Genomic DNA, 23,883 nt, shown 5'->3' with positions numbered 1-23,883 from the left:
CTCCCGATTATCTGGCGATGTCGATGCAGGCGAGCGAGAACACGTCGTCGGGATAGCCATTGGGAGAGAAGTCTTCGCGAATGATCGCGAAATCCGCCGTGGTCAATCCGTAGCCGCGGGCCACCAAGGCATCGATGCCTGCGATGAGACTCGCTGTGGTGGCCTTCCCGAAGGGAGACCTATTCGCGCGCGCTTCGACTTCGATGCCACCGGCCAACCGAACGTATCCCGATCGTGCGAGGAGGGAGGCGACCCGATCAGCTATCGCTGTAACATCGTCCGGGCTCAGGTTGGGTAGAGGAAGGTTATTAATGACTGGCGCGGTCACGTGTCGGTCAACAAACCTTCGTGCCCACCAATCCTCGATCACCGAGTTGAGCAGACCGAGCACGGCTAAGCGAGCATCCACCGAGGTACCGGGCGAATGCGCGAATGCGTGGACATACCCCTTGTTGTAGATCCATCCCTCATCCGGAAGTGCAGTTCCAATGAGTGTTCGCGTATCGTCTGAGCGGCTTGGGTGACGGAATAGCACCAGCGGATGCTCTGCGCCGATAACCGGTGGTCCGCTGGGTTCGACATCGATACCGCGGCCCTTGCTAGCGAGTCCCATGAAGTCGGTGATGAACTGCTTGACGGGGGCAGGACGCAACTCGTATGCGTCGGCGTGCCGAGTCATCATAACTTTCCATGCCCCGGGTTCGTCGGTTCTCGTTGCGAGCGCCCGATCCGGACCAGTCCCGCGGAAGTCCCACCGTGCATCGTGCACGCCCTGCACCCATGAACCCGGGTTTGAAATTCTCGGATAGTCGCGCATCTTGTCAAACACCTGGCGATCACCAGGGTTGTTAAACCATGGAATTGCGTTGGAATCCGACATCGAAGCCAGCTCATCACGGGTGAACATAAGGACTGTGTCACCTCCGACCAACCGTAGGCCGACTTCAGATCCGACAACCCCGACACAAATCGGAAGTCCTCGATGCGGCGAAGCATTCAGAAGAACCACCGCGTACCTGGCGTCAACACCCTCGAAGAGCCATTCTCCTCTGTTTCGTCCTTGGACTATTAAGACATCATGCCGATCAAATAGCTTCTTTCGGAGGTTTTTCCAGCCCCCAAGCACCGAGAATTGACGAGGAAGGACCAGAGCAACCTCTCCGACCATGGATACAGATCGGAGCGCACGCTCAAGAAATAGTTGTGCGAGTTCCAAGTGGGTTCCGCCTCTCCAGCTGAACGCCTTCTTGAAGTATTCCTGGAGTTCCTCACGCGCGGATGCCTCAGCACGCTCCTCGGCCGCTTCAACCGGTCGAGCCTCTCGAAGGTATTCGATACGCTGTTTCCGCTGCACATCAGGAAGCGCATTCAAGCCAGGGTCGCGAACCGCCCAGAATGATGTTGGCTCATGTCTCACCTTATCCCAGGGCGGATTCCCGAGAATCACATCGAAGCCAGACCTCTCGCGGAGAAACACCTCCGGGAATAGATATGGCATGTGCGCCGGGTGGAGAGATCGGACGACCTGACCAGGCTCACTGGCCTCCGTCAATCTGCTGACATGTTCCGGCCTCGTGATGCTGGTCGACCATTTTCCTAAACGCACTGCTATAGCCGCATCAAAAATCCGCCTTGCTGGCTCGGCCGCTTCGCGTGCACGTGCGAGGAGTTCGCCAGCTTTCTCGACCTCAGACTTATTCGCTTCTGAAGCATTCGCCATATCAACAAGTAGGGGTTTCGCTGAATCAAGATAGTTCGTAAGAACGTCCCGCAACCACTCTTGATATCCGCCCCGTTTCGCGATTCTCGGCGTTCGATCCGCGAACAGCGAGTCAGCAGGCTCGAATAGCCCATCCCCAAGACCTGGAGAGCCTGGATAAGTGCTATCAAACGAATTCGACACGCCCACCAAAGCGTCGACGGCCTCGTCGATTGACCCGATACCGGTGAGGCTGTTGGCATTCACCAGGCCATGGTCCAGGTTGCTCATCGGAAGGCCGGGCACGAAGGTGTGAATCCATAGTGCAAGGCGCGCGAGCTCCACCGCCATTGGGTTGACATCGAGTCCGTATACGCAACGGCGGGCAACCTGCCTGCGGAGAAGACCGACCTCGTCGACCTCACTCTTCGCCACGTCGTCGGTACCAAGCTCATCTCGCGCGATAGTCTTGAGCCGGTGCAGCTCCTCGGTCACGCCAGGAACCGAATGCTCGGTGAGGAAAGTACGCATTAGTGATTCAATTTTGTCTACCGCTGCTACAAGGAAGTGGCCCGACCCCATAGCGAGGTCAGCAACGCGGAAGTCGAAGAATTCTCGCGCCGCAGCCGCGGAATCACCGCCGAGGAGATGGTCCCCAATCCTCTGTAGATGTTGATCTAACGCAGGAACGATCGATCGCTCTATGAGGTGGTCAACAACCACTTTGGGTGTGAAGTAAGAGCCTGTCGCTTTTCTCTCTCCCGAGGCGGTATGGAAATACACTTCTCCTTTACGAGCCCACAGATCATCGCTCTTTTTGGCCGGCACCCACGTACCGTTCTTGTCGACGGTTAGGTCCTCTCCGGCGAGCGAAAGTGAGCTCTCCAGGAGACCTTCGTAGATTGTTCCGAACTCCCGTACGCTCAGCGAGCGGAAGTCGACGATTCCGAGTATCCCGTCTTCGTTAATATCAACGAGAAGACTCTTGAGCGCAGGACCAAGCACCGTGTCCGGCAACTCAATCTTCGCTATCAGGGCGCCTTCGGGCGAGCGATCGGGATTGATGGAGAAGAGTCCGCCATTGTATGACGGGATCTGCCACTGCGGATTGCCGTGATCGATCGCGTTCCATACCTGCACGAGATCGAACCAAATGGTGGATGAGTCTCCGAAGTCGCTAGTATCCGCGTCGAGTAATCGTCGGGCGTTTGTCTTGAGGCTGTTTGCGTCGAAGGCCTCGTTGCGGCCAGACGGCAGAAGGCCACGGTCCTCGGCGTATGCCTGGAAGATCAGTCGAAAAAGGATGTGAAGAGTGACACGGTAGGCAAGCGCGAGTCCATCCGCATCGAGTTTCACACCCGCGTTCTTAGCAAGGCGATGTGCGACTTCGACCGCGAGAGGAGGAACGATCTCGCCGTAAATTCGCTCCCGAAGGCGCGCGCCCAACTCTGTCGCGTAACGGGCACTGTCGCGCAACAGTTCGTCCGCAGTGCCCTCGACGACAAGTGCGTTCGCGGAGAACACCAGGGGAAGCAGGGCAGCAAGTTCGGAACCGATGGTCGACAAGTCAATCTCGAAGAAAGTGTCGGCCTGGCCCTTGGACCCAACGCCGACACCGTCGCGGCCAGGGTAGAGCCTGATCTGGTCCTTCCGAAGCACGAGGAGCCACGGAACCCCCTGCCTCGACGCCACCGCCAGGCCGAACGCCACCGGCGAAAGCTGGAAGCGCTGGGTCTTGGTGTCAAAGTGCTCGGAGTCGTCCAGCAGAACTGCAACCGCGCGAGGCGGGTGGCCACCGGTCGAAAGCAATATCGTTCCGTTTGGCCCTGGCGCCGTGCCGAACCCAAGAGCCTCGACAAGCTGCCTACCCCGCTTGCTGAGCAGTGGCTCGGCGCTCTTGCCGAGAGCCTCCCAGTCGGATCGCTTCGGGACATTGCTCGTAATGTGATGCGTCGCAAACAGACCACTATTGGTAAAGCCCACGACACCTGTAGTGTCGTTCGCCTTCCGGAAGGCTGCGTATCGCTCCGTCGCGGCCAGCACGTCAGGTTCAGCAAGCACGGACTGAAGCTGACGCTGAGCCTGCTCGATCGGGAGTTCAACGGCCTGCGCCTGAGGGTCAGGGCCAAACAAGTGAGCGGTTTCGTCGTGAAGTATTGCGATGATGAGCTGGACCTGCGTCTTGCCTTTGCGCGCGTTGAAAATTTCTCGAAGCACTTGCCGGGACGGTGCCGAAGCAGCACGCGCGACAGCAACCTGGAAGCCTCCGAGGTGGTGCGGGTCCGGGCCGAAATAGACCTTCTCAGGAGCAACCCCGTCTGGCGCGGGCGCTACAGTCCACTTCACGGTCTTGTGGGCGCTCAAACGCACAGCTGTACTCCTCCGGCTCACCTACGGGCTGCCCTCGTGCCGCCCGGTCAGAAACCTTATCGGCGTCGGCCGACGGAATGGGGGAAGTGCGGCACCGATCTACCGAATCGACGGAGCTTCACGCGATCCAGTGATTCGTAGCCAACAATGGGCACGTGTCATCCAAGACGAACGGGTTGCCCTACCGCATCCTGAAGCTAGCCACCGATATGTTCGCGCGCGACACCGGATTCAGCGGTCCAGAGATCCACGATCTCTTTGCTGAGTACACGGATGCGCTTGGCCCGTACCAGGGGTGGGGTGGTGGAGCCATGTCACGGTGGCAGATCTTCCAGGCTGGCCTCAAGTCAATGCCGTTGCAGCAGCAGAAGACCTTTCTGCTCGAGCTCTGCAGCTACGACGGTGCCAGCAGGTACGGAATGCCTGCAGACGAGGAGATCGAGAAGCTCCGTTCGCTCCTGTTGGCCGATGGGACGCCGGGCGCCAAAGCAGCCAGCCAAGGCTTGGAAAAGCTTGAGGACTGGCAGGCAGTCACTAAGTCGTGGACGGCGGCGCTGGGCAAGGTGACGTCTGACCCCGACGGCGCGATCACCGCTACTCGCACAACGTTGGAAAGTGTCTGCAAGCACATCTGCGACGAAAGGTCTGTTGCGTACGAGAACTCCTGGGACCTCGCAAAACTGTACAAAGCTGCGGCCTCAGCGATGGAGGTCTCGCCCGACCAGCACTCCGAACAGATCATCAAGCAGATCCTCAACGGTGCTACCACAATCGTCAGTGGTCTTGCCGGAATGCGCAATGCCCTCAGCGATGCTCACGGTCGCGGTAAAGGTTCCGTTGGTCCCGCACCCCGGCACGCGAAGCTCGCGGTCAACGCGGGGTTTGCAATTGCCGGGTTCTTGATCGACACCCACATCGAGAAACCAGCTCGGAAGTCGTGATCTCCGAAGTTCGTCGGTCCATATTCATCGCCCGCATACGCACTGCACGGGACACGTCACCCCCATGTCCCGACAAGCAAAGGTTCTGACGAGCTGCAGAACCGACCGAGACATAACAAGAGGCCAGGCCGCATTTGCGCAACCTGACCTGATGTACCGCTCTGAGCTAAACCGCTCGTGGTGGGCGAAGGGGGACTTGAACCCCCACGTCCCGAAGGACACTGGCACCTGAAGCCAGCGCGTCTGCCATTCCGCCACTCGCCCGTGGCCACCGGAACTCCGGTGTGCATGTCGTCGAACTGGGTGTGTCCGGCGACTGGACGACGATAGCAGCACGCCACGTCCGAAACAAAACTCGATCTCCGACGTTGCATTTGTGCAGTACGTCGGGTTACGTCAGATGCCGAATACACACCAATGGGACAGGTGTTGCAGACGGTGCACCAGTTGCCTTGGTGGCACAGTTGGCCGTTGATGTCGCTATCATCAAACAAGGCCAGATGCACGGCGACACGCTCTATTGCCGCGAAAGGAGGTCTCGGTGGGGATTCTGCAACGACTGGAACGCAAGCTCGAAGGTGCAGTTGACGACGGTTTTGCCCGTGTCTTCGGTGGTCAGGTGGCCCCGCAGGAGATCGAGAACGGGCTACAGCGAGAAGCCGAGGAGTCGCTCGAGAACCTCGGTGACGGTACGGTCCTTGCGGCCAACAGCTACACGCTGCTGTTCAGTCCCACCGATCATCAGCACATCGCTGCGGAATACGAGCTGAACCGCAAGACTTTCTCGAAGCATTTGGAAAACTTCATCAAGGACAACGGGTGGCAGACCTACGGCAAGGTCGTCGTAGAGTTCGAGCAATCGCCGTCCTTGCACACGGGGATCTTCCGCGCACGCGGCACGGTCAACCCGGACGCGCGGCCCCGCCCGGTGACAGCACGTTCGGAACAGCCGCACGGTGCACCGGTCCCCGGCCCGCCGGCCGGACGCCCGGCCCCCGTTCCCCCACCTACCGACGCCCCCGACCAAGGAGCCCCCAAGATGACTCAGAATCCCGGATACGACCAGCGCAGGGGCGCCGATCCCGCGTACGACCAGTACGGCCAGGGATCGGGACAGCAGGGCGACCAGGGTTACGGCCAACAGGGCTACGACCAGTACGGTCAGCAGCCCGGCTACGACCAGGGATACGACCAGCAGGGCTACGACCAGCAAGGGTACGACCAGGGTTACGGCCAGCAGCCCGGCTACGGACAGCAGGGTTACAGCCAGCAGGGCTACGACCAGCAGTCCTATGGCCAGCAGCCCGGCTACGGACAGCAAGGCTACGAGCAGCAGGGCTACGACCAGCAGGGCTACGGCCAACAACCCGGCTACGACCAGGGCTATGGCCAGCAGCCCGGCTACGGACAGCAGGGATACGACCAGGGCTACGGCCAACAGCCCGCCTACGACCAGGGTTACGGCCAGCAGGGCTATGAGCAGCAGGGCTACGGCCAGCAGGCGTACGGTCAGCAGCCCGCCGGGTACGACTACCAGGGCGGGTACGACCAGGGCTACGGCGCCGGCCGCCCGGCCGCCGGATACGCCCCGTCGTCGATCACCCTCCTCCTCGAGGACGGCAGCAACCGCACCTTCCAGCTGCACGAGGGATCCAATGTGATCGGCCGCGGACAGGACGCACAGTTCCGTCTTCCCGACACCGGCGTTTCGCGCCGGCACGTGGAGATCCGCTGGGACGGCGCGACCGCCATGCTCACCGATCTCAACTCGACCAACGGCACCACCGTCAACGATCTCCAGGTGAACACCTGGGAACTCGCCGACGGCGACCGCATCCGCGTCGGACACTCCGACATCACCGTTCGGTTCCAGTAGACCCGCATACGCCGAGCGCACGCCCACCGCGGGCGCGCGGCGGTCGACACCGGCCAGAGTCCACTCCGGCCGGTTGATACTGAACTGTCATATCCGAATGACCGGGTTCGGCGGATCTGCCCATAAGATGCAGTCGGGTCCGCTCCTTTCGATCGGCGGTCCGACGACTGCTGCCGCGGGTACGACCCGACCGAGACGGAACGCGCTGGAGGTGAACACGACATGCAGGGCTTGGTGCTGCAACTGACCCGCATCGGGTTCCTGTTGTTGCTCTGGTTGTTCGTCTTCGCCGTGATCCGCACCCTGCGCGCCGACATCGCGTCGGCAGGCGGTCTGCGTATGCCCCGGTACTCGGGCGGCTCGGAGAAACGACGCCGCGGTGGTGGCGTCCGCGGCGCGGCCCGCTACCTCGTCGTGACCCACGGAGCACTGGCGAACACTCGGATCAGCCTCGGCCAGCAGCCGGTCCTGCTCGGACGCGCGGACGACTCGACGCTCGTGCTCACCGACGACTACGCCTCCGAGCGGCACGCGCGGCTCTCGCGACGCGGCGACGACTGGTACGTCGAAGACCTCGGCTCCACCAACGGCACCTACCTCGATCGTTCCAAGGTGACAACCGCGGTCAAGGTGCCGCTGAACACGCCGATCCGCATCGGCAAGACCGTGATCGAGTTGCGCCCGTGACACTTGTGTTGCGCTACATCGCGCGCAGCGACCGCGGTCTCGTTCGGTCCAACAACGAGGACTCCTTCTACGCGGGTCCGCGCCTGCTCGCACTCGCCGACGGCATGGGCGGCCACGCGGCCGGCGAAGTCGCCAGCCAACTGGTCATCCGCGCGCTGAGCACGCTCGACGACGACGAGCCCGGCGGCGACCTGCTCACCCAGCTCGACAGCGCCACCCGCGCCGGCAACGAGGCGATCGCCGCGCAGGTGCAGGAGTCACCCGAACTCGACGGCATGGGCACCACGCTCACCGCGATTCTCTTCGCCGGTAGCCGAATCGGGTTGTGCCACATCGGCGATTCTCGCGGCTACATGTATCGCGACGGTGCCCTGACCCAGATCACCCGCGACGACACGTTCGTCCAGACCCTCGTCGACGAAGGTCGGATCACCGCCGAACAGGCACACACCCACCCGCAGCGTTCGCTGATCATGCGCGCGCTGACCGGCACCGAGGTCGAGCCGACCCTCACCATGCGGGAAGCGCGCGCGGGTGACCGGTACATGCTCTGCAGCGACGGCCTGTCGGACGTCGTGACCGAGGACACCATCGCCGAGACCCTCGGCTCCATCGCTGACCCCAAGGAGTGCGCAGACCGACTCATCGAACTCGCGCTGCGTGGCGGCGGCCCCGACAACGTGACCGTCGTCCTCGCCGACGTCGTCGACACCGAATACGGTGACTCGCGCCCGATCGTCGGTGGCGCCGCGGGCGGCAACGAGGAGATCTACACCCCCGACCCGGCGACCGCCGCGGGACGTGCCGCCGCACTGCGCCCGCCGCCTGCCGAGCCGCAACGCCCGACGGTGCTGACCGACGCCGAGCCCCCGGCCAAGCAGAAGAGCAAGTGGCGACGCTGGATCGTCGCCGGTGTCGCGCTGGCCGTGATCGCCGCGCTGGTCGTCGGCATCTTCGTCGTCCGCGCCATCGTGCGCAGCAACTACTACGTAGCCGCCGACGACACCGGGGACGTCCTCGTCTACCAGGGTTCGCCGGAGAAGGTGTTCTTCCTGTCGATGAGCAACCCGGTCCAGCGGGTCTGCGTCGAGAACCTCGACCAGGAGGAACCGACCTACACGTTCATCTCCTACGACAGCACCTGCGAGTTCCCGCTCAATGTCGACGACCTGGTGTCCGGGCCCGCCCAGTCGGTCAAGAACGTGATGATCCGGAACAGGAGCGAACAGCAGATCCAGGGCGTCGTCACCGACGAGCTCACCTTCCGCTGTGACAACGCGCCGTCGTCGCCCACCCCGACTCCCCCGGCACCGGCACCGTCGGAGTCCACACCGAGTACTGACCCGTCCGCGCCGGCGCCCCGCGCGACCGCGGCGCCGGCACCGGGCATCCCGCAGCAGGGCGCCACCGAATCGGTGGCACCGTCCACCGGCAACGCCGGGCCGGCCGACACGCCCGCACCTGACCAGGACGCCGTCACGAGCTGCCGGCAGCAGGTGAGATGACTCAAGCCGCGCCCGCCCCGCACGCCCCGCCACGCCAACCCGCCACGAGCACCGGCCGCAACGCCGAACTGCTGCTCCTGGGATTCGCCATCGGCCTGGTGACGGTGGCGCTGCTCATCGTCCAAGCCGCCCAGGGCCAGAACCTGACCTGGGACATCCTCAAGTACGTCGCCGCGTACACCGCACTGTTCGGGGTCGCCCATCTGGTGGTTCGCCGCTACGCACCCCACGCCGATCCGATCATGCTGCCCGTCGTGGCCGTCCTGAACGGTCTCGGCCTGGTCCTGATCCATCGTCTCGACCTCGGCACGGGCAACACCGGGGAGTCGGTGAACGCCACCGAGGCGACCCGCAACGCCGATCAGCAGTTGCTGTGGGCAGTGCTGGGCATCGTGGCGTTTTCCGCGGTGCTCATCCTCATCCGCGACCACCGGACACTCTCGCGGTACGCCTACACGCTCGGCCTCGGCGGACTGGTCTTCTTGATCATCCCGGCGATCCTGCCCAGCGCGTTCTCGGAGATCAACGGGTCGAAGAACTGGATCATCACGCCGTTCTTCTCGATCCAGCCCAGTGAGTTCTCCAAGATCCTGATCATCATCTTCGCGGCCGCGGTGCTGGTCTCCAAGCGTGATCTGTTCATCACCGCCGGTCCGCACGTGCTCGGTGTCGACCTCCCGCGCGCCCGTGACCTCGGTCCGCTGCTGGCTGCCTGGGCCATCGCCATCGCCGTCATGGTGGTCCAGAAAGACCTGGGTACGTCGCTGCTGATCTTCGCGACCATCCTGACGATGCTCTACGTGGCCACCTCGCGCGTCGAGTGGCTGGTGCTGGGCATCGGGCTCTTCGCGATCGGCGCGGTCTTCGCGTGGTCGATCTTCTCGCACCTGCAGACCCGGGTCTCGGTGTGGCTGAACCCCTTCGAGGACTTCGACGGCTCGGGCTACCAGATCGGGCAGAGCCTGTTCGGTCTGGCCACGGGCGGACTGTTCGGCACCGGACTCGGTTCTGGCCGGCCCAACATCGTGCCGTTCGCCAACACCGACTTCATCATCTCGACCATCGGCGAGGAACTCGGCCTGGCCGGCCTCACCGCGATCCTGCTGCTGTACATGATCTTCATCCACCGCGGGCTGCGGACCGGCATCGCCGTCCGCGACAGCTTCGGCAAACTCCTGGCGACCGGTCTGGCATTCACCATCGCGATGCAGATCTTCGTCGTCGTCGGCGGCGTCACCAAGTTGATCCCGCTGACGGGTCTCACGACGCCGTTCCTGTCCTACGGCGGATCGTCGCTGCTGGCCAACTACATCCTGGTCGCGTTGCTCATCCGGATCTCGAACGCCGCGCGGGAACCCGATCCCGGGAAGAAGCGGCCCGCGGCCAAGCCCGTCGAGGCACTGCCGACGCAGGTGGTGAAGCGCCGATGAACAAGCCGATCCGCAATGTGTCGATGGCGGTGATCGTGATGATCATCGCCCTGCTCGCCAACGCCACCTACGTGCAGGTGTTCAAGGCCGACGCCCTCAAGACCGACCCCCGCAACAATCGGGTGCTGCTCGACGAGTACTCCCGGCAGCGCGGCCTGATCACGACCGCCGACGGCACGGTGATCGCGTTGTCGGTGCCGATCGAGAGCCGCCTGAAGTTCTTGCGCCAGTACCCGCGGGAGGGCGCCGAGGCGTTCGCCCCGGTCACCGGTTTCTACTCGTTCCAGTACCTCGCGAGCCAGATCGAGCACTACGAGAACAGCATCCTGAACGGCTCCGACGACCGGCTCTTCGGTCAGCGGTTCATGGACATGTTCTCCGGGCGCGACCCGCGCGGCGGCAACGTCGTCACGACGATCAACCCCAAGGTGCAGCAGGCCGCGTACCAGGCCATGCTCAACGGGCCGTGCGACGGTCCGTGCCGCGGGGCCGTCGTGGCGTTGCAGCCGAACACCGGCAAGATCCTGGCGATGGTCTCGACGCCGAGCTATGACCCCAACCGGCTCGCAAGCCACGACCAGGAGGTCCGCGAGAGCAGCTGGGAGGCGTGGAACCGGCCCGGCGACACCGCGCAGCCGATGCTCAACCGCGCGATCAGCCAGCTCTACCCGCCCGGCTCGACCTTCAAGGTCGTCACCTCGGCCGCGGCCCTGCGCGACAACATCACCCCGGGCATCCGCCTCACCGCAGCTCCGACCTTCCCGTTGCCGGGTACCGACGTCTCCCTCCCGAACTACGGCGGCGAGACCTGCCCCGGGTCGTCGGGCGGAACCGTGTCGCTCGAGACGGCGTTCAAGTACTCGTGCAACACCGCCTTCGCCGAACTGGTGACCGAGAAGATGTCCGACGCGATCCCCAAGTTCACCGAGACCGCGAGCCTGTTCGGCCTCGACCAGCCCGGCCCGGACATCCCGATGCCCGTCGTCGACTCGACGGTCGGGCAGATCCCGTCCCTCGACGTCCTCGCGCAGGCGTCCATCGGCCAGCGTGACGTCCGGCTCACCCCGCTACAGAACGCGATGATCGCCGCGACGGTGGCCAACGGAGGTGTGCGCATGCAGCCGTACCTGGTCGACAAGTTGCAGGCCGCGGACCTGCGGACCCTGCAGACCACACCGCCGACGACGGCCAACAAGCCGATCACGCCCGAGCAGGCCGCCGAGCTGACGTCGATGATGATCGAGTCGGAGCGGTCGACGGCCGGCGCGGGCGGCCCGGTGTCGATCGCGTCGAAGACCGGTACGGCGGAGAGCGGATCGAGCACGGACACCCCGTTCTCGTGGTACATCGCCTTCGGACCGTCGTCGAACGCACAGATCGCGGTGGCCGTCGTGGTGGAGAATGGACAATTCGGCGCGAACTCGGTCGGAGGGACCGTCGCGGCGCCGATCGGACGAGAAGTGATCAACTCACTGGTGGGAGGTGGCAGTCGATGAGCCTGCAGAACGGCACCACCATCGGCGACCGGTATCGACTCATCCGCCTGATCGCCACGGGCGGCATGGGCCAGGTGTGGGAGGCGCTCGACACGCGCCTGAATCGTCGCGTCGCGGTGAAGGTCCTCAAGGCCGAGTACACCAGCGATCCGGAGTTCATCGCGCGGTTCCGCGCGGAGGCCCAGACCACCGCGAAGCTGAACAACCCCGGGATCGCGAACGTCTTCGACTACGGCGAGACCCCGGATTACAACGGCGGCGACCCGCTCGCGTACCTGGTGATGGAACTCGTCGACGGTGAGCCCCTGAACTCGGTGATCTCCCGCCTCGGGCGGTTGTCGCTGACCAACACCCTCGACATGCTCGAGCAGACCGGCCGCGCCCTGCAGGCCGCGCACAGCCAGGGACTCGTCCACCGCGACGTCAAACCCGGCAACATCCTGATCACCCCCGTCGGCCAGGTGAAGATCACCGACTTCGGCATCGCCAAGGCCGTCGACTCCGCCCCGGTCACCAAGACCGGGATGGTCATGGGTACCGCGCAGTACATCTCTCCGGAGCAGGCGACCGGCGACGAGGCGACCGCGGCGTCGGACGTCTACTCGCTCGGCGTCGTCGGCTACGAGGCCCTCACCGGGCGTCGTCCGTTCCTCGGCGACGGTGCGATCACCGTCGCGATGAAGCACATCCGGGAGGCACCGCCACCCCTGCCGACGAACCTGCCGTCCGGGGTCCGCGAGCTCATCGAGATCACGATGGCCAAGGATCCGCGGCAGCGTTACGCCAACGGTGGTGAGTTCGCCGACGCGGTCGCCGCCGTGCGTGCCGGGCGTCGTCCGCCGCGACCGGGTGCGATCGCCGGTGCCGCGGCAGGCGCAGCGGGGGCCGCCGCGCTCGGCGCCGCGGTCGCTCGTGGGGCCACCCCACAGACGGGTGCGGCCTCGCGGCCGGTCACTCCTCGGCCGACGTCGCGGACCGCGGTGGCGCCACCGCCGCCGGACAATAGCTGGACCACCGGTCAGAAGGTCCTGGCCGGCATCGCGGCCGCCCTTCTCGTCGGTGCCATCGGGCTCATCGGGTTCTATCTGGTGAACAGCGGGAACGGGGACGCGGCGACACCGCCGCCGCCGTCGACGACGGTCGTCGAGACCACGACCGCGGTGGAACCGACGGAGGAGCCCGACGAGCCGACCACGACTCGACGCACGACCCGTACGACCACCAGCGAAGAGACGTCCAGCGAAGAAACGACGACGGAGACGACCACGCCGCGTCAGCAGACCGACACCTCCGAGCCGCCGCCGGACCCCGGTGCCGCCACCGGGACCCCGTGTTTCCCCGGCGTACCGTTCTCACCGCTGTGCTGATGGGTCACCGAGTGCGAGCCGTGGGTATGAGCCGATAGTTTCCGAATGACCCGTTCTGACCACAGATCCTGAGGGGCGAACCACCGAGGCCGATGTCGACACCACACCACCTCTCCGACCGCTACGAACTCGGCGAAACGCTGGGTTTCGGTGGCATGTCCGAGGTGCACTATGCGCGCGACCTGCTGCTGCACCGCGACGTCGCGGTTAAGGTGCTGCGTGCCGACCTCGCCCGTGACCCGTCGTTCTATCTCCGGTTCCGCCGCGAGGCCCAGAACGCCGCGAAGCTGAACCACCCCACGATCGTGCAGGTCTTCGACACCGGCGAGGCCGAGACCGAGGACGGCCCGTTGCCGTTCATCGTGATGGAGTACGTCGACGGTGACACCCTGCGGGATGTGTTGCGCGCCAACGGTCCGATCTCGCCACGGCAGGCGATGACGTGGATGGCCGATGTCGCCGCGGCGATGGACTTCTCGCACCGCAACGGGATCGTCCACCGGGACATGAAGCCGGCGAACGTGATGATCGACAAGTCCGGCGCCGTCAAGGTCATGGACTTCGGCATCGCCCGCGCGATGAGCGACTCGACGTCGACGATGACCCAGACGTCCGCGGTCATGGGTACGGCGCAGTACCTGTCGCCCGAACAGGCCCGTGGCATCAAGGTCGATCCGCGCAGCGACATCTACTCGATGGGGTGCGTGCTCTTCGAACTGCTCACCGGCGAGCCACCGTTCACCGGGGACTCGCCGGTGGCGGTCGCACACCAGCACGTGCACGAGGATCCCCCGTGGCCGTCGCACGTCCGGCCGGAGATCCCGCGCGAACTCGATTCCGTCGTCCTCAAGGCGATGAGCAAGAACAAGGACAACCGGTATCAATCAGCGGCCGACCTGCGCGCCGATCTGATCCGGGTGCTCGCCGGTGGCAAACCGTCGGCGCCGATGCTGCTCTCGGACGAGGAACGCACCGAGTTCATCGACACCGGACCGCGCCGGCCCACCCGGACGGAGACGACCGGTCCGCGTCGGCCGATCGCGGGCCGCACCTCGAACGGCAACGGCGGAAACCACCGGCGTGACGAGGACACCGAGGAGACACCCCGACGCCGCTCACGGCTCCTCATGGCCGGCGCGCTGCTCGCCGTCGTGGTGCTCGTCGGAGGTCTCTTCCTGTGGTCGCCGTGGGGTTCGGGCTCGGCGGCGGAGGTGTCGGTGCCGGCGGTCTCCGGACTCAGCTCCGACGACGCGCAGGCCTCGCTGGAACGGGCCGGCTTCGAAGTCCGCGTGCTGGAGGAACCGAGCCTCGACGTCGGTGTCGGTCTCGCCACGCGGTCGACCCCGGGTGAGGGCGTGATGGCGGCCGAGGGATCCGAGGTCGCGCTCTATGTCTCGACGGGTCCTCAGCGTGTTCGATTGCCGTCGGATCTCGTGGGCAAGACGCCGGCCGAGGCGCTGGACCAGCTCAAGGTGCTCGGGTTCACCAACGTGCGAACCGACCGCGTGGATTCGACGACCGAGATGAAGGACAAGGTGGTCTCGACGGCACCGGCCGTCGGCGCCGAGGTCCCGGTCAACGGTGCGGTCGTCGTCAATGTGGGCAACGGCCCGCGCGAGGTGACGGTCCGCGATGTCGTCGGCATGTCCGAGAGTCAGGCACGAGCCGTGCTGGAAGAGCTCGGGATGATGGTCGTCGTGGTCGCGGCCGACTCCGAGCGTCCGGCCGGAGAGGTCATCAGCACCTCACCGGGTCCCGGGTCGACCACAGAGCAGGGCAGCACCGTGCAGATCAGCGTGTCGCGGGGCAACCTCTTCACCGTCCCGAACCTCCGGGGCAAGACGCCCGCCGAGGCCCAGGCCGATCTCAAGCGGGCCGGCTGGGAGCGGTCGACGCTGACGCGGCAGACCCGCAACGTGCCGCTCGGCAGCCCCGACGACGGTCGCGTCGTCGGCCAGGAGCCGAATCCCGGGTCCCAGGCCCGCAAGAGCGGTTCGATCACGATCATCGTCGGCCAGGCGAGCCTGCTGCCCAACTGATCGTCTCTGCTGGTTGAGCCGGCACCGAGCGGAGCCGCCGGGCCGAGCAAGCGACGAAGGAGCGCGTCGAGGTCGAGGAGCCGAGTCGAAACCACTTCGGTGACCTCGCCACCGAAGTCAGCCGACCGCGGTCGCCATCTCGGCTTCGAGGGCGGCCACGCGGGTCTCGTCGATCTCGATCCCACATGTCTTGAGCCAGTTGGCGAGCATCCGGTGACCGCCCTGGGTCAGGACGCTCTCCGGGTGGAACTGCACGCCGTGGATGGGTAGTTCACGGTGGGCCATCGCCATCACGATGCCCGACTCGGTGCGTCCGGTGACGACGAGTTCATCAGGGATCGTCTCGGGCAGCACCGTCAGCGAGTGATAGCGCGTGGCGGTGAACGGATCCGGCAGTCCTTCAAGCACGCCGGCGTCATCGTGGAAGACCAGTGAGGTCTTGCCATGCAGGAGTTCGGGTGCGCGGTCGACGGTGCCGCCGAACGCCGCACCGATCGCCTGGTGTCCCAGGCACACACCCAGCAGCGGCAGTTCCCGTTCGGCGGCGACACGGACCATCGGCATCGTCGCGCCGGCCCGCTGCGGCGTGCCGGGACCGGGGCTGAGGAGGACGCCGTCGAATCCGGCAACGGCCTCGCTCAGATGGTCGGGATCAGCCGGGGAGAGTTGCGGGTCGTCGTTGCGCCACACGACGGCCTCGACGCCCAGCTGGCCCAAGTACTGGACCAGGTTGTAGACGAAGCTGTCGTAGTTGTCGACCACCAGAATGCGACTCACGCGAGAAAGGCTACCGCCGAAGCGGGTGGTCGGCGTCGGCGACCTGGTGAGATACCGTAGATCTCGAGTGTTTGCCAGTGGCGGGGACGAGCTCACCTTCTCCCGCCCGCGTACGACCGCCCCGGCGGTGCCGCACAACGGAGGAAGTCATGCCGAAGTCAAAAGTCCGGAAGAAGACCGATTACACCATCAACCCGGCCAGCCGGACGCCGGTCAAGGTCAAGGCCGGCCCTTCGAGCACCATCTATGTAGGCGTCATGCTCGGCCTGATGGTGCTGGGTCTCGCCTGGCTCGTCGTCTACTACCTGGCCGCCACGCCCACCGCGTACGGCGGCGAGGGCCAGGTCCTGCACTGGATGGCCGAGCTCAACTCGTGGAACTTCCTGATCGGTTTCTCGCTGATGGTGGCGGGCCTGTTGATGACGATGCGTTGGCGGTAGACGCCGGCGGTCGTTCGCGTGTCGAATGCGCTGAGCTGCTGAAACACGCGCGTGTAAGTTATCCACACTGTGGAAATCACATGTGTGTAAGTCATCCCCACTGTGAGTAACTCCTGTGGATAACTCCGAGGTCTCTTACACACATGCGTGGGCGACCCCCGTCGGCGCCGGTCTGGCCGGCTGCCTCGGCGGCGTCGCGTTGGTGGTGGCGGCGGTCGTCGCCGCTGCCGATCCGGCCGGCATGGTCCTGATGGGCGTCGCCGGGATTCTCCTTCTCGTGCTCGGCGCCTACACCCTGCTGGTGCGTCCCCGACTGGCCATCACATCGGGTCCGAACCCCGCTCTGGTCCTCGGGACCTTGCGAGGCCAACGGACGTACCCCCCAGAACGCATCGAACGGATTCGGACGCTGTCGATCCGTCGGGTCGGCCGGCGGGTCGGACAGTTGGAGATCGACGTTCTCGACGACGACGCAGCCGGCACGACCGCGCACGACCGCGGCGTCGGCCCTCGCGACGACACCCGACTCGTGGTCTTCAGCCGCTGGGACCTCGGGACCGACCTGCCGACCGTGGTCGACGCGCTGCGCGACGCCGGCTTCGTCGTCGACGAGGGGTAGGTCGCGCCGCAGCTCAGCGGATGTAGACGAGCCCGTCGTACGCGACGCCCGCGCCGATGCCCAGCCCCAGCGCCACGAGGAACAGTGCGGCGAGCGCGATCCAGCCGACGCGACTCGCGGCCTGGGGAGTCCGACGACCCGCGGGCAGCACGGCGTCGGGGAGGTACACGATCGCCGCGGTGGCGGCCGCTCCCAAGGCGAGCCCGCCGAGATGCCCGAGGACCGAGATGCCCGGCAGTGAGAACGACAGCACCACGTTGAAGCCGATGATGAGCAGAACCGGGACCGGGGACACGCGGGCCTTGAGGATGATCACGAGCATCGCGCCCATGAGTCCGTAGATGGCTCCGGAGGCTCCGGCGGTCAGGGCGCGGTCGTCCTCGAAGAGCATGACGGCAGCGCTGCCGCCGAGCAGTGCGATCAGGTAGACGGCCAGGTATCGGCCGATACCGAGGGCGAGTTCGAGATCGCGGCCGAGGATGTAGAGCGACAGCATGTTCACGGCCACGTGCATGACGCTGAAATGCAGGAAGCCCGCGGTGAGGAGTCGCCAGTACTCGCCGGTCGCGACGTCGCTCTTGAGGAGGTCGCCGGCGCCGAAGATCGCCGCACCGCCGGGATCGCCCACGCCGGCCTGGAGTACACACAGGGCAAAGATCAGCAGGTTGACCGCGATCATCGCGTAGGTGGCGTAGGGCTGCGTCGGGGCCGTGCGGGTGCGCGCCATCACGGGGACACCGCGGCGTGGGCCGCCGAGCGACGGCGACCGTTGCACGCCGTCGTTGCGGAGGCATTCGAGACAGTGCTGACCGACCGATGCCGGACGCAGGCACTCAGGACACGCCGGCCGTCCGCACCGGCTGCAGGACAAGCCGGTGGGACGGTCGGGATGCCGGTAACACACCGCCCGCTGCGGGGCGGTGTGCTCCGGAGAGGTCAGTTGACCTCGATCTTCTCGATGACGACCTCGTCGAGCGGGCGGTCGCTGCGGTCGGTCGACGTCGTGGCGATCGCGTCGACGACCTGCTGCGAAGCCGGATCGGTGACCTCACCGAAGATGGTGTGGCGACGGTTGAGGTGCGGGGTCGGGCCGACGGTGATGAAGAACTGCGAGCCGTTGGTACCTGGGCCGGCATTGGCCATCGCGAGCAGGTACGGACGGTCGAACTGCAGCTCCGGGTGGAACTCGTCGCCGAACTGGTAGCCGGGGCCGCCCATGCCGGTTCCGGTCGGGTCGCCGCCCTGGATCATGAAACCGGAGATGACGCGGTGGAAGACCGAGCCGTCGAAGAACGGGCCGGAGTTGCCGCCGGACGCGTTGGGCTTGCTGTATTCCTTGCTGCCGTCGGCCAGCCCGACGAAGTTCTCGACCGTCTTGGGTGCATGGTTCGGGAACAGGTCGACCTTGATGTCGCCGCGATTGGTGTGGATGACTGCGGAGCTTTTCGGTGTAGTCATCCCTCCATCCAACCACTCACCCGGATCCGCTGGTCGGGACACGGCCCCGAGGTGCGCAGATGCACCGGGCGGGGTGGCAGCGGCGCACACCGGCTGGCACTCTTGAGCCCATGTCCAAGAACTACCTCTTGACCGCGCTGGGTGTGGTCGCCGCGTCCGTCACCGCCGCCGTCGTCGTCGGCTCGCTGCGTCGCGCCCGACGCGTGGTGGCCCCGGTGTCCCCGACCGTCCCGCGGATCGAGGAGGTCCGCGAGGCGCTCGCCGAGAGCACCGAGACGCAGGCTTCGTGACCCGCCGCGGCCGACGCGACACCGGGCCGCTCGCCACGCACGGGTAATTTGGTCTCGTGACCTCAGACGACGAGCGCTCCCCGAACCCGCCGCCGGGGTCCGGCGGCGCAGCCGATCGGACCCGCGAGTCCTGGTCGGCGCCCGAGAGCTCCGCACCGGCGAGCAACCCGGCGCCGTGGGAACGGTCCCCCGCACGACCTGCGGGCTCGCCGACCTCGTCGCAGGGAGCCGACGCCCCCGACCGTTCCGACGGCCGGCCGGCGCCCCGCGGTGACTCCGCGCCGCCGCCGGGGGGTCGACCGCCCACCAGACCCGGGCCCCCGCCGGGCCGGCGACCGGCCCCGCCGCGCGGTGACTCGTTCGGGACGTCTGGTCCCTCCGGGGGACCGCACCCGCCCGGTGCGCCGCGTCCGCGGCCGAATGGCCCCGGGCCCGCGCCGGCCCCGATAGCGGGCGCCAACCCCACCGTGCAGCGCCCAGGCGGAAATCCGCCCGGCCCGGGTCCGCGACCGCCGATGCCATCGGGTCCGCCCGGACGCCGGCCCCCGCCCGGTCAACGGCCGGGCCCGGGAGGGGCGCCGTTCGCCAAAGGCACTCCGCCGCAAGGCAATAGGCCCACAGATGGCTCCTCCCGTCCACCCTTCGCCGGGCCCCGGCCGGGTCCAGCGCCGGGCGGACGACCGGACTCCTCCGGTCGGGATTCCGACCGGGACGATCACGCGACACAGGTGGTGGGTGCGGGCGGACTGGCAGTCGGTCTGTCCGGCGATCCGTCCCCTAATACCCGCGTCGTGGACGGTCCCGGCACGGCCGGCGCACCTGCCGCCGACCGCCCGGACACCGAGACCTCGGGCCCCGCCTCCCCGGCGACCCAGGCCTACTCAGCAGTCGAACCCGCCAGAAGTTCGGAGGACAGCGTGGCTCCCCAGTCCGGTGCCGGTCCGCGCGTCAATCGGATGGCGTTGTGGGCCTTGGCGTTGTCGATCCTCGGGATCACTTTCATCGTGGGACTGGTCCTCGGATACCGTGCGCGCACCCAGATCCGGCAGCGTCGCGAGGTGGGCCTCCCGTTCGCCACCGCCGCCATCTGGGTCGGCTGGGCCTACCTCGGGGTCTTCGTCTTCGGACTGCTCGTCTACGGATGGATACTCTTCATCGCCTGAGGCCGGACTGACGAGCGGTGAGTCGCCCATCCGTTTCCTGAGGAGCGAGCTTCCGAGCACCTCACCCCGTCCCCTGAGGGGCGAGCGTGCAAGCACATCACCCCGCCCCCTGAGCAGCAAGCTCGCGCACATCACCCCGCCCCCTGAGGAGCGAGCTTGCGAGCGTCTCGAAGGGTCCGCCGCGCCGGCATCACGAACACGGCCGCGAGGAGGGAACACACGAGGAGACCTGCCGTGAGGAGGTACGTGTCGGCGATCGCCGAGGCCAACTCGGGCGCGGCGTCGATGCGTTCGGCGGGACTCAATGACATCGCACCCGCCACTCCCCGACCGTCGACCGCCGCGCTGCGCGAATTCATCAGGGCCGCAATGGTGGCCGTGATCGCGGCCGACGCCAGCGCGACGGCGAACTGGTTCGAGGTCGTGAGGATGGTCGTGCCGCCCGGAGTGTCTGCGCCCTCGAGGTCGCGGGTGGCGGCCGTCATGGTGGGCAGCATCGTCGCGCCGACTCCGATCCCCATGAGAGCGAGGATCGCGACGACAGCCGGGTAGGGCAGCGACTCGTCGAGCAGCGTGGCCATCAGGATCATCGCCGTCGTCGACAGCACGATGCCGCAGATCGCAACCCGCCGCGGGTCCACGGAATCGGCGACCCGCGTGGCGATCTGGAGAGTGATGCCGCTCAGGAGCGCGGGGAGGACGAACAGCATGCCGGCGGTCGTGGCCGAATCGGACCGGACCGACTGGACGTAGATGGGCAGGATCGTCATCGACCCGAAGTACGCCCCGGCGAAGAAGATCATCACCACGACGCCACCGCGCAGACGCGCGTGCGCCAATAGCCGGAGATCCAGGACGGGCGTGCGGCTGCGCAGCGATCGTCGGACGAAGTATCCCAGCAAGACCAGTCCGATACCGACCGGGACAAGTATCGATGCCGCGAGCAGCGACCCGGTGTCCCCGGCGCGGGACAGGCCGAGAACCAGGAACGCCCCGCCCGGTGACAGCGCCGCCACGGCTCGCAGGTCGATTCGCGGCATGCCGCGCGTGGCGGTTCGGGGGAAGAACCGCCACGCCAGGGCCGCCGCGATCAGGCCGAGGGGCACGTTCACCGCGAAGACGACACGCCAGCTGCCGTGGTCGACGAGAACGCCGCCCAGCACCGGACCGAGCACGGGACCGACGAGGGTGGGCAGTCCCAGGATGGCCATCATCCGACCGCGCAACGCCTCCGGCACGGCCTGCAGCGCAATGGCCATGCCGACGGGTTGCAGCATCCCACCACCGAGCCCCTGGAGCGCACGAAACACGATGAGACTGCCGATGTTCCAGGACAGGGCGGTGAGGAGCGAACCGAGAACGAAGACCAGGAGGGCCGCGCAGTAGACCCGTCGGCCGCCGAAGCGGTTGCTGGCGTAGGCCGACAGCGGCATGACCGCGACAAGGGCCAGTGCATACGCGGTGGTCACCCACTGCACGCTGGACAGCGGCGCATCGAATTCGGTGGTCAGTTGCGGCAGCGCGACGGTCACGACCGTCACGTCGAGCATCACCATCAGGGTCGGGACGACGAGGATGAGGCCGATGCGCCGGCTCGCCGGGTCGAGTGTGGTCACGACGACGAGCACACAACCTCAAGTTCAGTTGAAGTCAAGGGCGGTGTGAAATCCCGCGTCTTGGGGCAAGGTGGAGAGATGCCGGACAACGAGAAGCCCACATGGACCACGACCGACGACGAAGTGAAGGCCGACCCCGACATGCGGAGCGACCCCGACGAGAATGGCGGGCCGGCCTCGGCACTGCCCACCGCAGGGGACACGGAGATCGGCGAGACCGACCGAATCCGGGAAGACAAGGCGTCTTACGACGGAGCGCAGCCACCGGCCGACCACACTGACGAGGGTCACGCGGTCGGCGGATCGGAGGGCACGACCGATGGCCAGTGACACCCCGTCCGGACAGAAACGCACCATCGTCCTCACCGGCGCCAGCGACGGGATCGGCGCGATCGCCGCGCGATCCCTGGCCGGACCCGACACCGATCTCGTCCTCGTCGGACGCTCGGCGAAGAAGCTTGCGCCGATCGCCGCCGAGACCGGTGCGCGGCAGTTCACCGCCGACTTCTCCGCGCTCTCGGAGGTGCGGGATCTAGCCGCCGAGATCAATTCCGCCGTCGGGACCATCGACGTCCTGATGAACAACGCGGGCGGGACTTTCGACGCGTCGCACCGCACGTCCGACGGGCACGAACCCAACTTCCAGATCAACCATCTCGCACCGTTCCTGCTGACCCACCTGGTGCGGGACCGGTTGGCCGCGGCCCCACAATCGCTCGTCCTGAACACGTCCAGCGTCGGCAACCTCTTCGGGAAGGTCGACCTCGACGACCTGGATTTCGAGAAGCGCCGGACCCTCGCGATGCGGCCCTACGGTACGGCCAAATTGATGAACATCATGTTCACACGCGGGATCGCGCAGCGCTGGACCGGTGACAAGATCTATTCCGCCGCAGTGCATCCCGGACCGGCGGCAACGAGCTTCGGCCGCGACTCGCGCTTCGTCGGGCTCGCCTACCGGTCTCCGCTGACGCGCCTGGTGACCATCACCCCCGAGCAGGGAGCTGCCCCGCTCATCGCCCTGGCCGAGCGCGGCGCCGACCCGACGGTCAACGGCGTGTACTTCGATCGCCACAAGGCCAATGGTCGGGAGAACCGTCAGGCCCATGACCAGAAGCTGATCGACGGGTTGTGGCTGCGATCGGCGGAACTCACCGGTTTGACGTGACCTGACCCGTCTCCCCCGCCCTGACCTGGGCCGTGGCCGAGACCGCGGTTGTTCTCTACGTTGGCGGTCGGAGACCGACACCGTCTACCTGGACACAGGAGGTTCAGATGACACGCAACATCCTCTTCATCATGACCGGCGCCGGCAGCTGGACGCTGAATGACGGCTCGAGCCACAAGACCGGGTTCTGGGCCGAGGAGGCCGTCGCGCCGCTGGAAGTGTTCCGCGCGGCCGGCTACAAGGTGACCGTAGCCACTCCGAACGGCGCGAAGCCACCGGTCGACGAGACGAGCCTCGCGGTCGAGAGCATCGGCACACCTGAGCGCGCCGCGGAAATCCGCCATGTCGTGGAGACCGCTCCGGAGCTGCAGAAGCCGATCGCGCTCACCGACGTTCGCATCGCCGACTACGACGCCGTGTTCGTCCCGGGCGGCCACGGACCCATGGAGGACCTGGCCGTCGACGCGGACGCGGGAGCTCTGCTGATAGCGGCCGACGAGGCGCAACTGCCGCTCGGAATCGTCTGTCACGGTCCGGCGATCCTGTTGGCGGCGAACAACTCCGACGGCGTCAACGCGTTCGCCGGCCGCACGGTGACCGGCTTCAGCAACGCCGAGGAGGAACAGGCCGGACTCGCCGACAAGGCTCCCTGGCTCCTCCAGGATCGGCTCACCCAGGCAGGTTTCAAGGTCACCCTCGCCGAACCGTGGACGGTCCACATCGAGACCGACGGCAACCTGCTGACCGGCCAGAATCCCGCGTCGTCGGAATCCTTGGCACGCACCCTGCTGGATCGCCTCGAGAACGTGCCGCAGGGTTCCAAGTAGCACCTCTTGCCCCTCGAGGTTCGAGGAGCACACCCTCTGCTCCCTCAGGTGCGAGGACCACACCCCTGCTCCCTGAGGTGCGAGGAGCACACCCCTGCTCCCTGAGGTGCGAGCG

General features: G+C 66.2%; 20 protein-coding genes and 1 tRNA gene. 15 read left to right on the top strand and 6 right to left on the bottom strand.

Annotated elements, in window-relative coordinates; genetic code table 11:
* Window positions 1–7: 7 nt before the first annotated feature.
* A complete protein-coding gene (locus GR168_RS00205) occupies window positions 8–4,069 on the bottom strand; it encodes a hypothetical protein (protein WP_238994981.1) in 4,062 nt (1,353 codons plus the stop codon).
* Window positions 4,070–4,224: 155 nt separating this feature from the next.
* On the opposite strand from GR168_RS00205, the gene GR168_RS00200 reads away from it, so the two are divergent.
* Window positions 4,225–5,010: an abortive infection family protein gene (locus GR168_RS00200; protein ID WP_058253021.1), complete on the top strand. Its 786-nt coding sequence runs from the start codon at window positions 4,225–4,227 to the stop codon at window positions 5,008–5,010.
* A gap of 178 nt (window positions 5,011–5,188) precedes the next feature.
* Here GR168_RS00200 and GR168_RS00195 read toward each other — a convergent pair.
* Window positions 5,189–5,274: transfer RNA gene (locus GR168_RS00195), tRNA-Leu, on the bottom strand.
* Window positions 5,275–5,551: 277 nt separating this feature from the next.
* Between GR168_RS00195 and GR168_RS00190 the strand changes: the two genes are divergently transcribed.
* The 7 genes from GR168_RS00190 (at window position 5,552) to pknB (ending at window position 15,410) form a co-directional block, all read left to right on the top strand.
* Window positions 5,552–6,886, top strand: a complete 1,335-nt coding sequence (locus GR168_RS00190) for a DUF3662 and FHA domain-containing protein (RefSeq protein ID WP_058253020.1) — start codon at window positions 5,552–5,554, stop codon at window positions 6,884–6,886.
* Between the two features lie 222 nt (window positions 6,887–7,108).
* On the top strand, window positions 7,109–7,573 hold the full coding sequence (locus GR168_RS00185; protein ID WP_058253019.1) for an FHA domain-containing protein: 465 nt from the start codon (window positions 7,109–7,111) through the stop codon (window positions 7,571–7,573).
* Window positions 7,570–9,078: a PP2C family serine/threonine-protein phosphatase gene (locus tag GR168_RS00180; protein WP_078114067.1), complete on the top strand. Its 1,509-nt coding sequence runs from the start codon at window positions 7,570–7,572 to the stop codon at window positions 9,076–9,078. Before GR168_RS00185 ends, GR168_RS00180 begins: the two co-directional genes overlap by 4 nt.
* Window positions 9,075–10,508: an FtsW/RodA/SpoVE family cell cycle protein gene (locus GR168_RS00175; protein WP_065630650.1), complete on the top strand. Its 1,434-nt coding sequence runs from the start codon at window positions 9,075–9,077 to the stop codon at window positions 10,506–10,508. Before GR168_RS00180 ends, GR168_RS00175 begins: the two co-directional genes overlap by 4 nt.
* Window positions 10,505–12,004, top strand: a complete 1,500-nt coding sequence (locus GR168_RS00170; RefSeq protein ID WP_159369733.1) for a penicillin-binding protein 2 — start codon at window positions 10,505–10,507, stop codon at window positions 12,002–12,004. The genes GR168_RS00175 and GR168_RS00170 overlap by 4 nt, the downstream gene beginning before the upstream one ends.
* Window positions 12,001–13,371 (top strand): protein kinase, encoded by a 1,371-nt coding sequence (locus tag GR168_RS00165; RefSeq protein WP_159369732.1) that lies wholly within the window; start codon window positions 12,001–12,003, stop codon window positions 13,369–13,371. Before GR168_RS00170 ends, GR168_RS00165 begins: the two co-directional genes overlap by 4 nt.
* A 92-nt stretch (window positions 13,372–13,463) precedes the next feature.
* Window positions 13,464–15,410, top strand: coding sequence for a Stk1 family PASTA domain-containing Ser/Thr kinase (pknB, locus tag GR168_RS00160; protein WP_159369731.1), 1,947 nt, complete (start codon window positions 13,464–13,466; stop codon window positions 15,408–15,410).
* Window positions 15,411–15,527: 117 nt separating this feature from the next.
* On the opposite strand, the gene GR168_RS00155 is transcribed toward pknB, so the two are convergent.
* Window positions 15,528–16,187: an aminodeoxychorismate/anthranilate synthase component II gene (locus GR168_RS00155; protein ID WP_159369730.1), complete on the bottom strand. Its 660-nt coding sequence runs from the start codon at window positions 16,185–16,187 to the stop codon at window positions 15,528–15,530.
* Between the two features lie 149 nt (window positions 16,188–16,336).
* On the opposite strand from GR168_RS00155, the gene crgA reads away from it, so the two are divergent.
* Together crgA and GR168_RS00145 are read left to right on the top strand one after the other, a co-directional pair.
* Window positions 16,337–16,627, top strand: a complete 291-nt coding sequence (gene crgA, locus GR168_RS00150) for a cell division protein CrgA (protein ID WP_010843022.1) — start codon at window positions 16,337–16,339, stop codon at window positions 16,625–16,627.
* A gap of 115 nt (window positions 16,628–16,742) precedes the next feature.
* A complete protein-coding gene (locus GR168_RS00145) occupies window positions 16,743–17,246 on the top strand; it encodes a PH domain-containing protein (protein ID WP_159369729.1) in 504 nt (167 codons plus the stop codon).
* 13 nt (window positions 17,247–17,259) lie between these two features.
* On the opposite strand, the gene GR168_RS00140 is transcribed toward GR168_RS00145, so the two are convergent.
* Window positions 17,260–17,973: a rhomboid family intramembrane serine protease gene (locus GR168_RS00140; RefSeq protein WP_159369728.1), complete on the bottom strand. Its 714-nt coding sequence runs from the start codon at window positions 17,971–17,973 to the stop codon at window positions 17,260–17,262.
* Window positions 17,974–18,182: 209 nt separating this feature from the next.
* A complete protein-coding gene (locus GR168_RS00135; RefSeq protein WP_058253011.1) occupies window positions 18,183–18,704 on the bottom strand; it encodes a peptidylprolyl isomerase in 522 nt (173 codons plus the stop codon).
* Between the two features lie 110 nt (window positions 18,705–18,814).
* Here GR168_RS00135 and GR168_RS23715 point away from each other — a divergent pair, with 110 nt between their 5' ends.
* Both GR168_RS23715 and GR168_RS00125 read left to right on the top strand, forming a co-directional pair.
* A complete protein-coding gene (locus GR168_RS23715) occupies window positions 18,815–18,994 on the top strand; it encodes a hypothetical protein (protein ID WP_171011560.1) in 180 nt (59 codons plus the stop codon).
* 791 nt (window positions 18,995–19,785) lie between these two features.
* Entirely contained in the window at window positions 19,786–20,157 is a 372-nt protein-coding gene (locus GR168_RS00125; protein WP_238994980.1) for a DUF4190 domain-containing protein, read from the top strand.
* A 131-nt stretch (window positions 20,158–20,288) separates the two neighbouring features.
* On the opposite strand, the gene GR168_RS00120 is transcribed toward GR168_RS00125, so the two are convergent.
* Window positions 20,289–21,773, bottom strand: a complete 1,485-nt coding sequence (locus tag GR168_RS00120; protein WP_159369727.1) for a DHA2 family efflux MFS transporter permease subunit — start codon at window positions 21,771–21,773, stop codon at window positions 20,289–20,291.
* Window positions 21,774–21,851: 78 nt separating this feature from the next.
* Here GR168_RS00120 and GR168_RS00115 point away from each other — a divergent pair, with 78 nt between their 5' ends.
* From GR168_RS00115 to GR168_RS00105, 3 genes are all read left to right on the top strand, one after another.
* A complete protein-coding gene (locus tag GR168_RS00115; protein WP_068970751.1) occupies window positions 21,852–22,103 on the top strand; it encodes a hypothetical protein in 252 nt (83 codons plus the stop codon).
* Window positions 22,093–22,941, top strand: coding sequence for an SDR family NAD(P)-dependent oxidoreductase (locus tag GR168_RS00110; protein ID WP_159369726.1), 849 nt, complete (start codon window positions 22,093–22,095; stop codon window positions 22,939–22,941). The genes GR168_RS00115 and GR168_RS00110 overlap by 11 nt, the downstream gene beginning before the upstream one ends.
* Window positions 22,942–23,048: 107 nt before the next feature.
* Complete coding sequence (locus GR168_RS00105) at window positions 23,049–23,768, top strand: type 1 glutamine amidotransferase domain-containing protein (RefSeq protein ID WP_058253007.1); 720 nt, start codon at window positions 23,049–23,051, stop codon at window positions 23,766–23,768.
* Window positions 23,769–23,883: the final 115 nt, after the last annotated feature.

The organism is Gordonia sp. JH63, assembly GCF_009856645.1.
In the GTDB taxonomy this organism is placed as follows: domain Bacteria; phylum Actinomycetota; class Actinomycetes; order Mycobacteriales; family Mycobacteriaceae; genus Gordonia; species Gordonia hongkongensis.
This window is presented reverse-complemented; position numbering and strand designations above follow the sequence as displayed.

Bases quoted from the DNA above. Each gene is read 5' to 3' on its own strand.
- GR168_RS00110 (WP_159369726.1), top strand. From the start codon at position 22,093: ATGGCCAGTGACACCCCGTCCGGACAGAAACGCACCATCGTCCTCACC.
- GR168_RS00105 (WP_058253007.1), top strand. From the start codon at position 23,049: ATGACACGCAACATCCTCTTCATCATGACCGGCGCCGGCAGCTGGACG.
- GR168_RS00140 (WP_159369728.1), bottom strand. From the start codon at position 17,973: ATGGCGCGCACCCGCACGGCCCCGACGCAGCCCTACGCCACCTACGCG.
- GR168_RS00135 (WP_058253011.1), bottom strand. From the start codon at position 18,704: ATGACTACACCGAAAAGCTCCGCAGTCATCCACACCAATCGCGGCGAC.
- GR168_RS23715 (WP_171011560.1), top strand. From the start codon at position 18,815: ATGTCCAAGAACTACCTCTTGACCGCGCTGGGTGTGGTCGCCGCGTCC.
- crgA (WP_010843022.1), top strand. From the start codon at position 16,337: ATGCCGAAGTCAAAAGTCCGGAAGAAGACCGATTACACCATCAACCCG.
- pknB (WP_159369731.1), top strand. From the start codon at position 13,464: ATGTCGACACCACACCACCTCTCCGACCGCTACGAACTCGGCGAAACG.
- GR168_RS00165 (WP_159369732.1), top strand. From the start codon at position 12,001: ATGAGCCTGCAGAACGGCACCACCATCGGCGACCGGTATCGACTCATC.
- GR168_RS00115 (WP_068970751.1), top strand. From the start codon at position 21,852: ATGCCGGACAACGAGAAGCCCACATGGACCACGACCGACGACGAAGTG.
- GR168_RS00185 (WP_058253019.1), top strand. From the start codon at position 7,109: ATGCAGGGCTTGGTGCTGCAACTGACCCGCATCGGGTTCCTGTTGTTG.
- GR168_RS00170 (WP_159369733.1), top strand. From the start codon at position 10,505: ATGAACAAGCCGATCCGCAATGTGTCGATGGCGGTGATCGTGATGATC.
- GR168_RS00175 (WP_065630650.1), top strand. From the start codon at position 9,075: ATGACTCAAGCCGCGCCCGCCCCGCACGCCCCGCCACGCCAACCCGCC.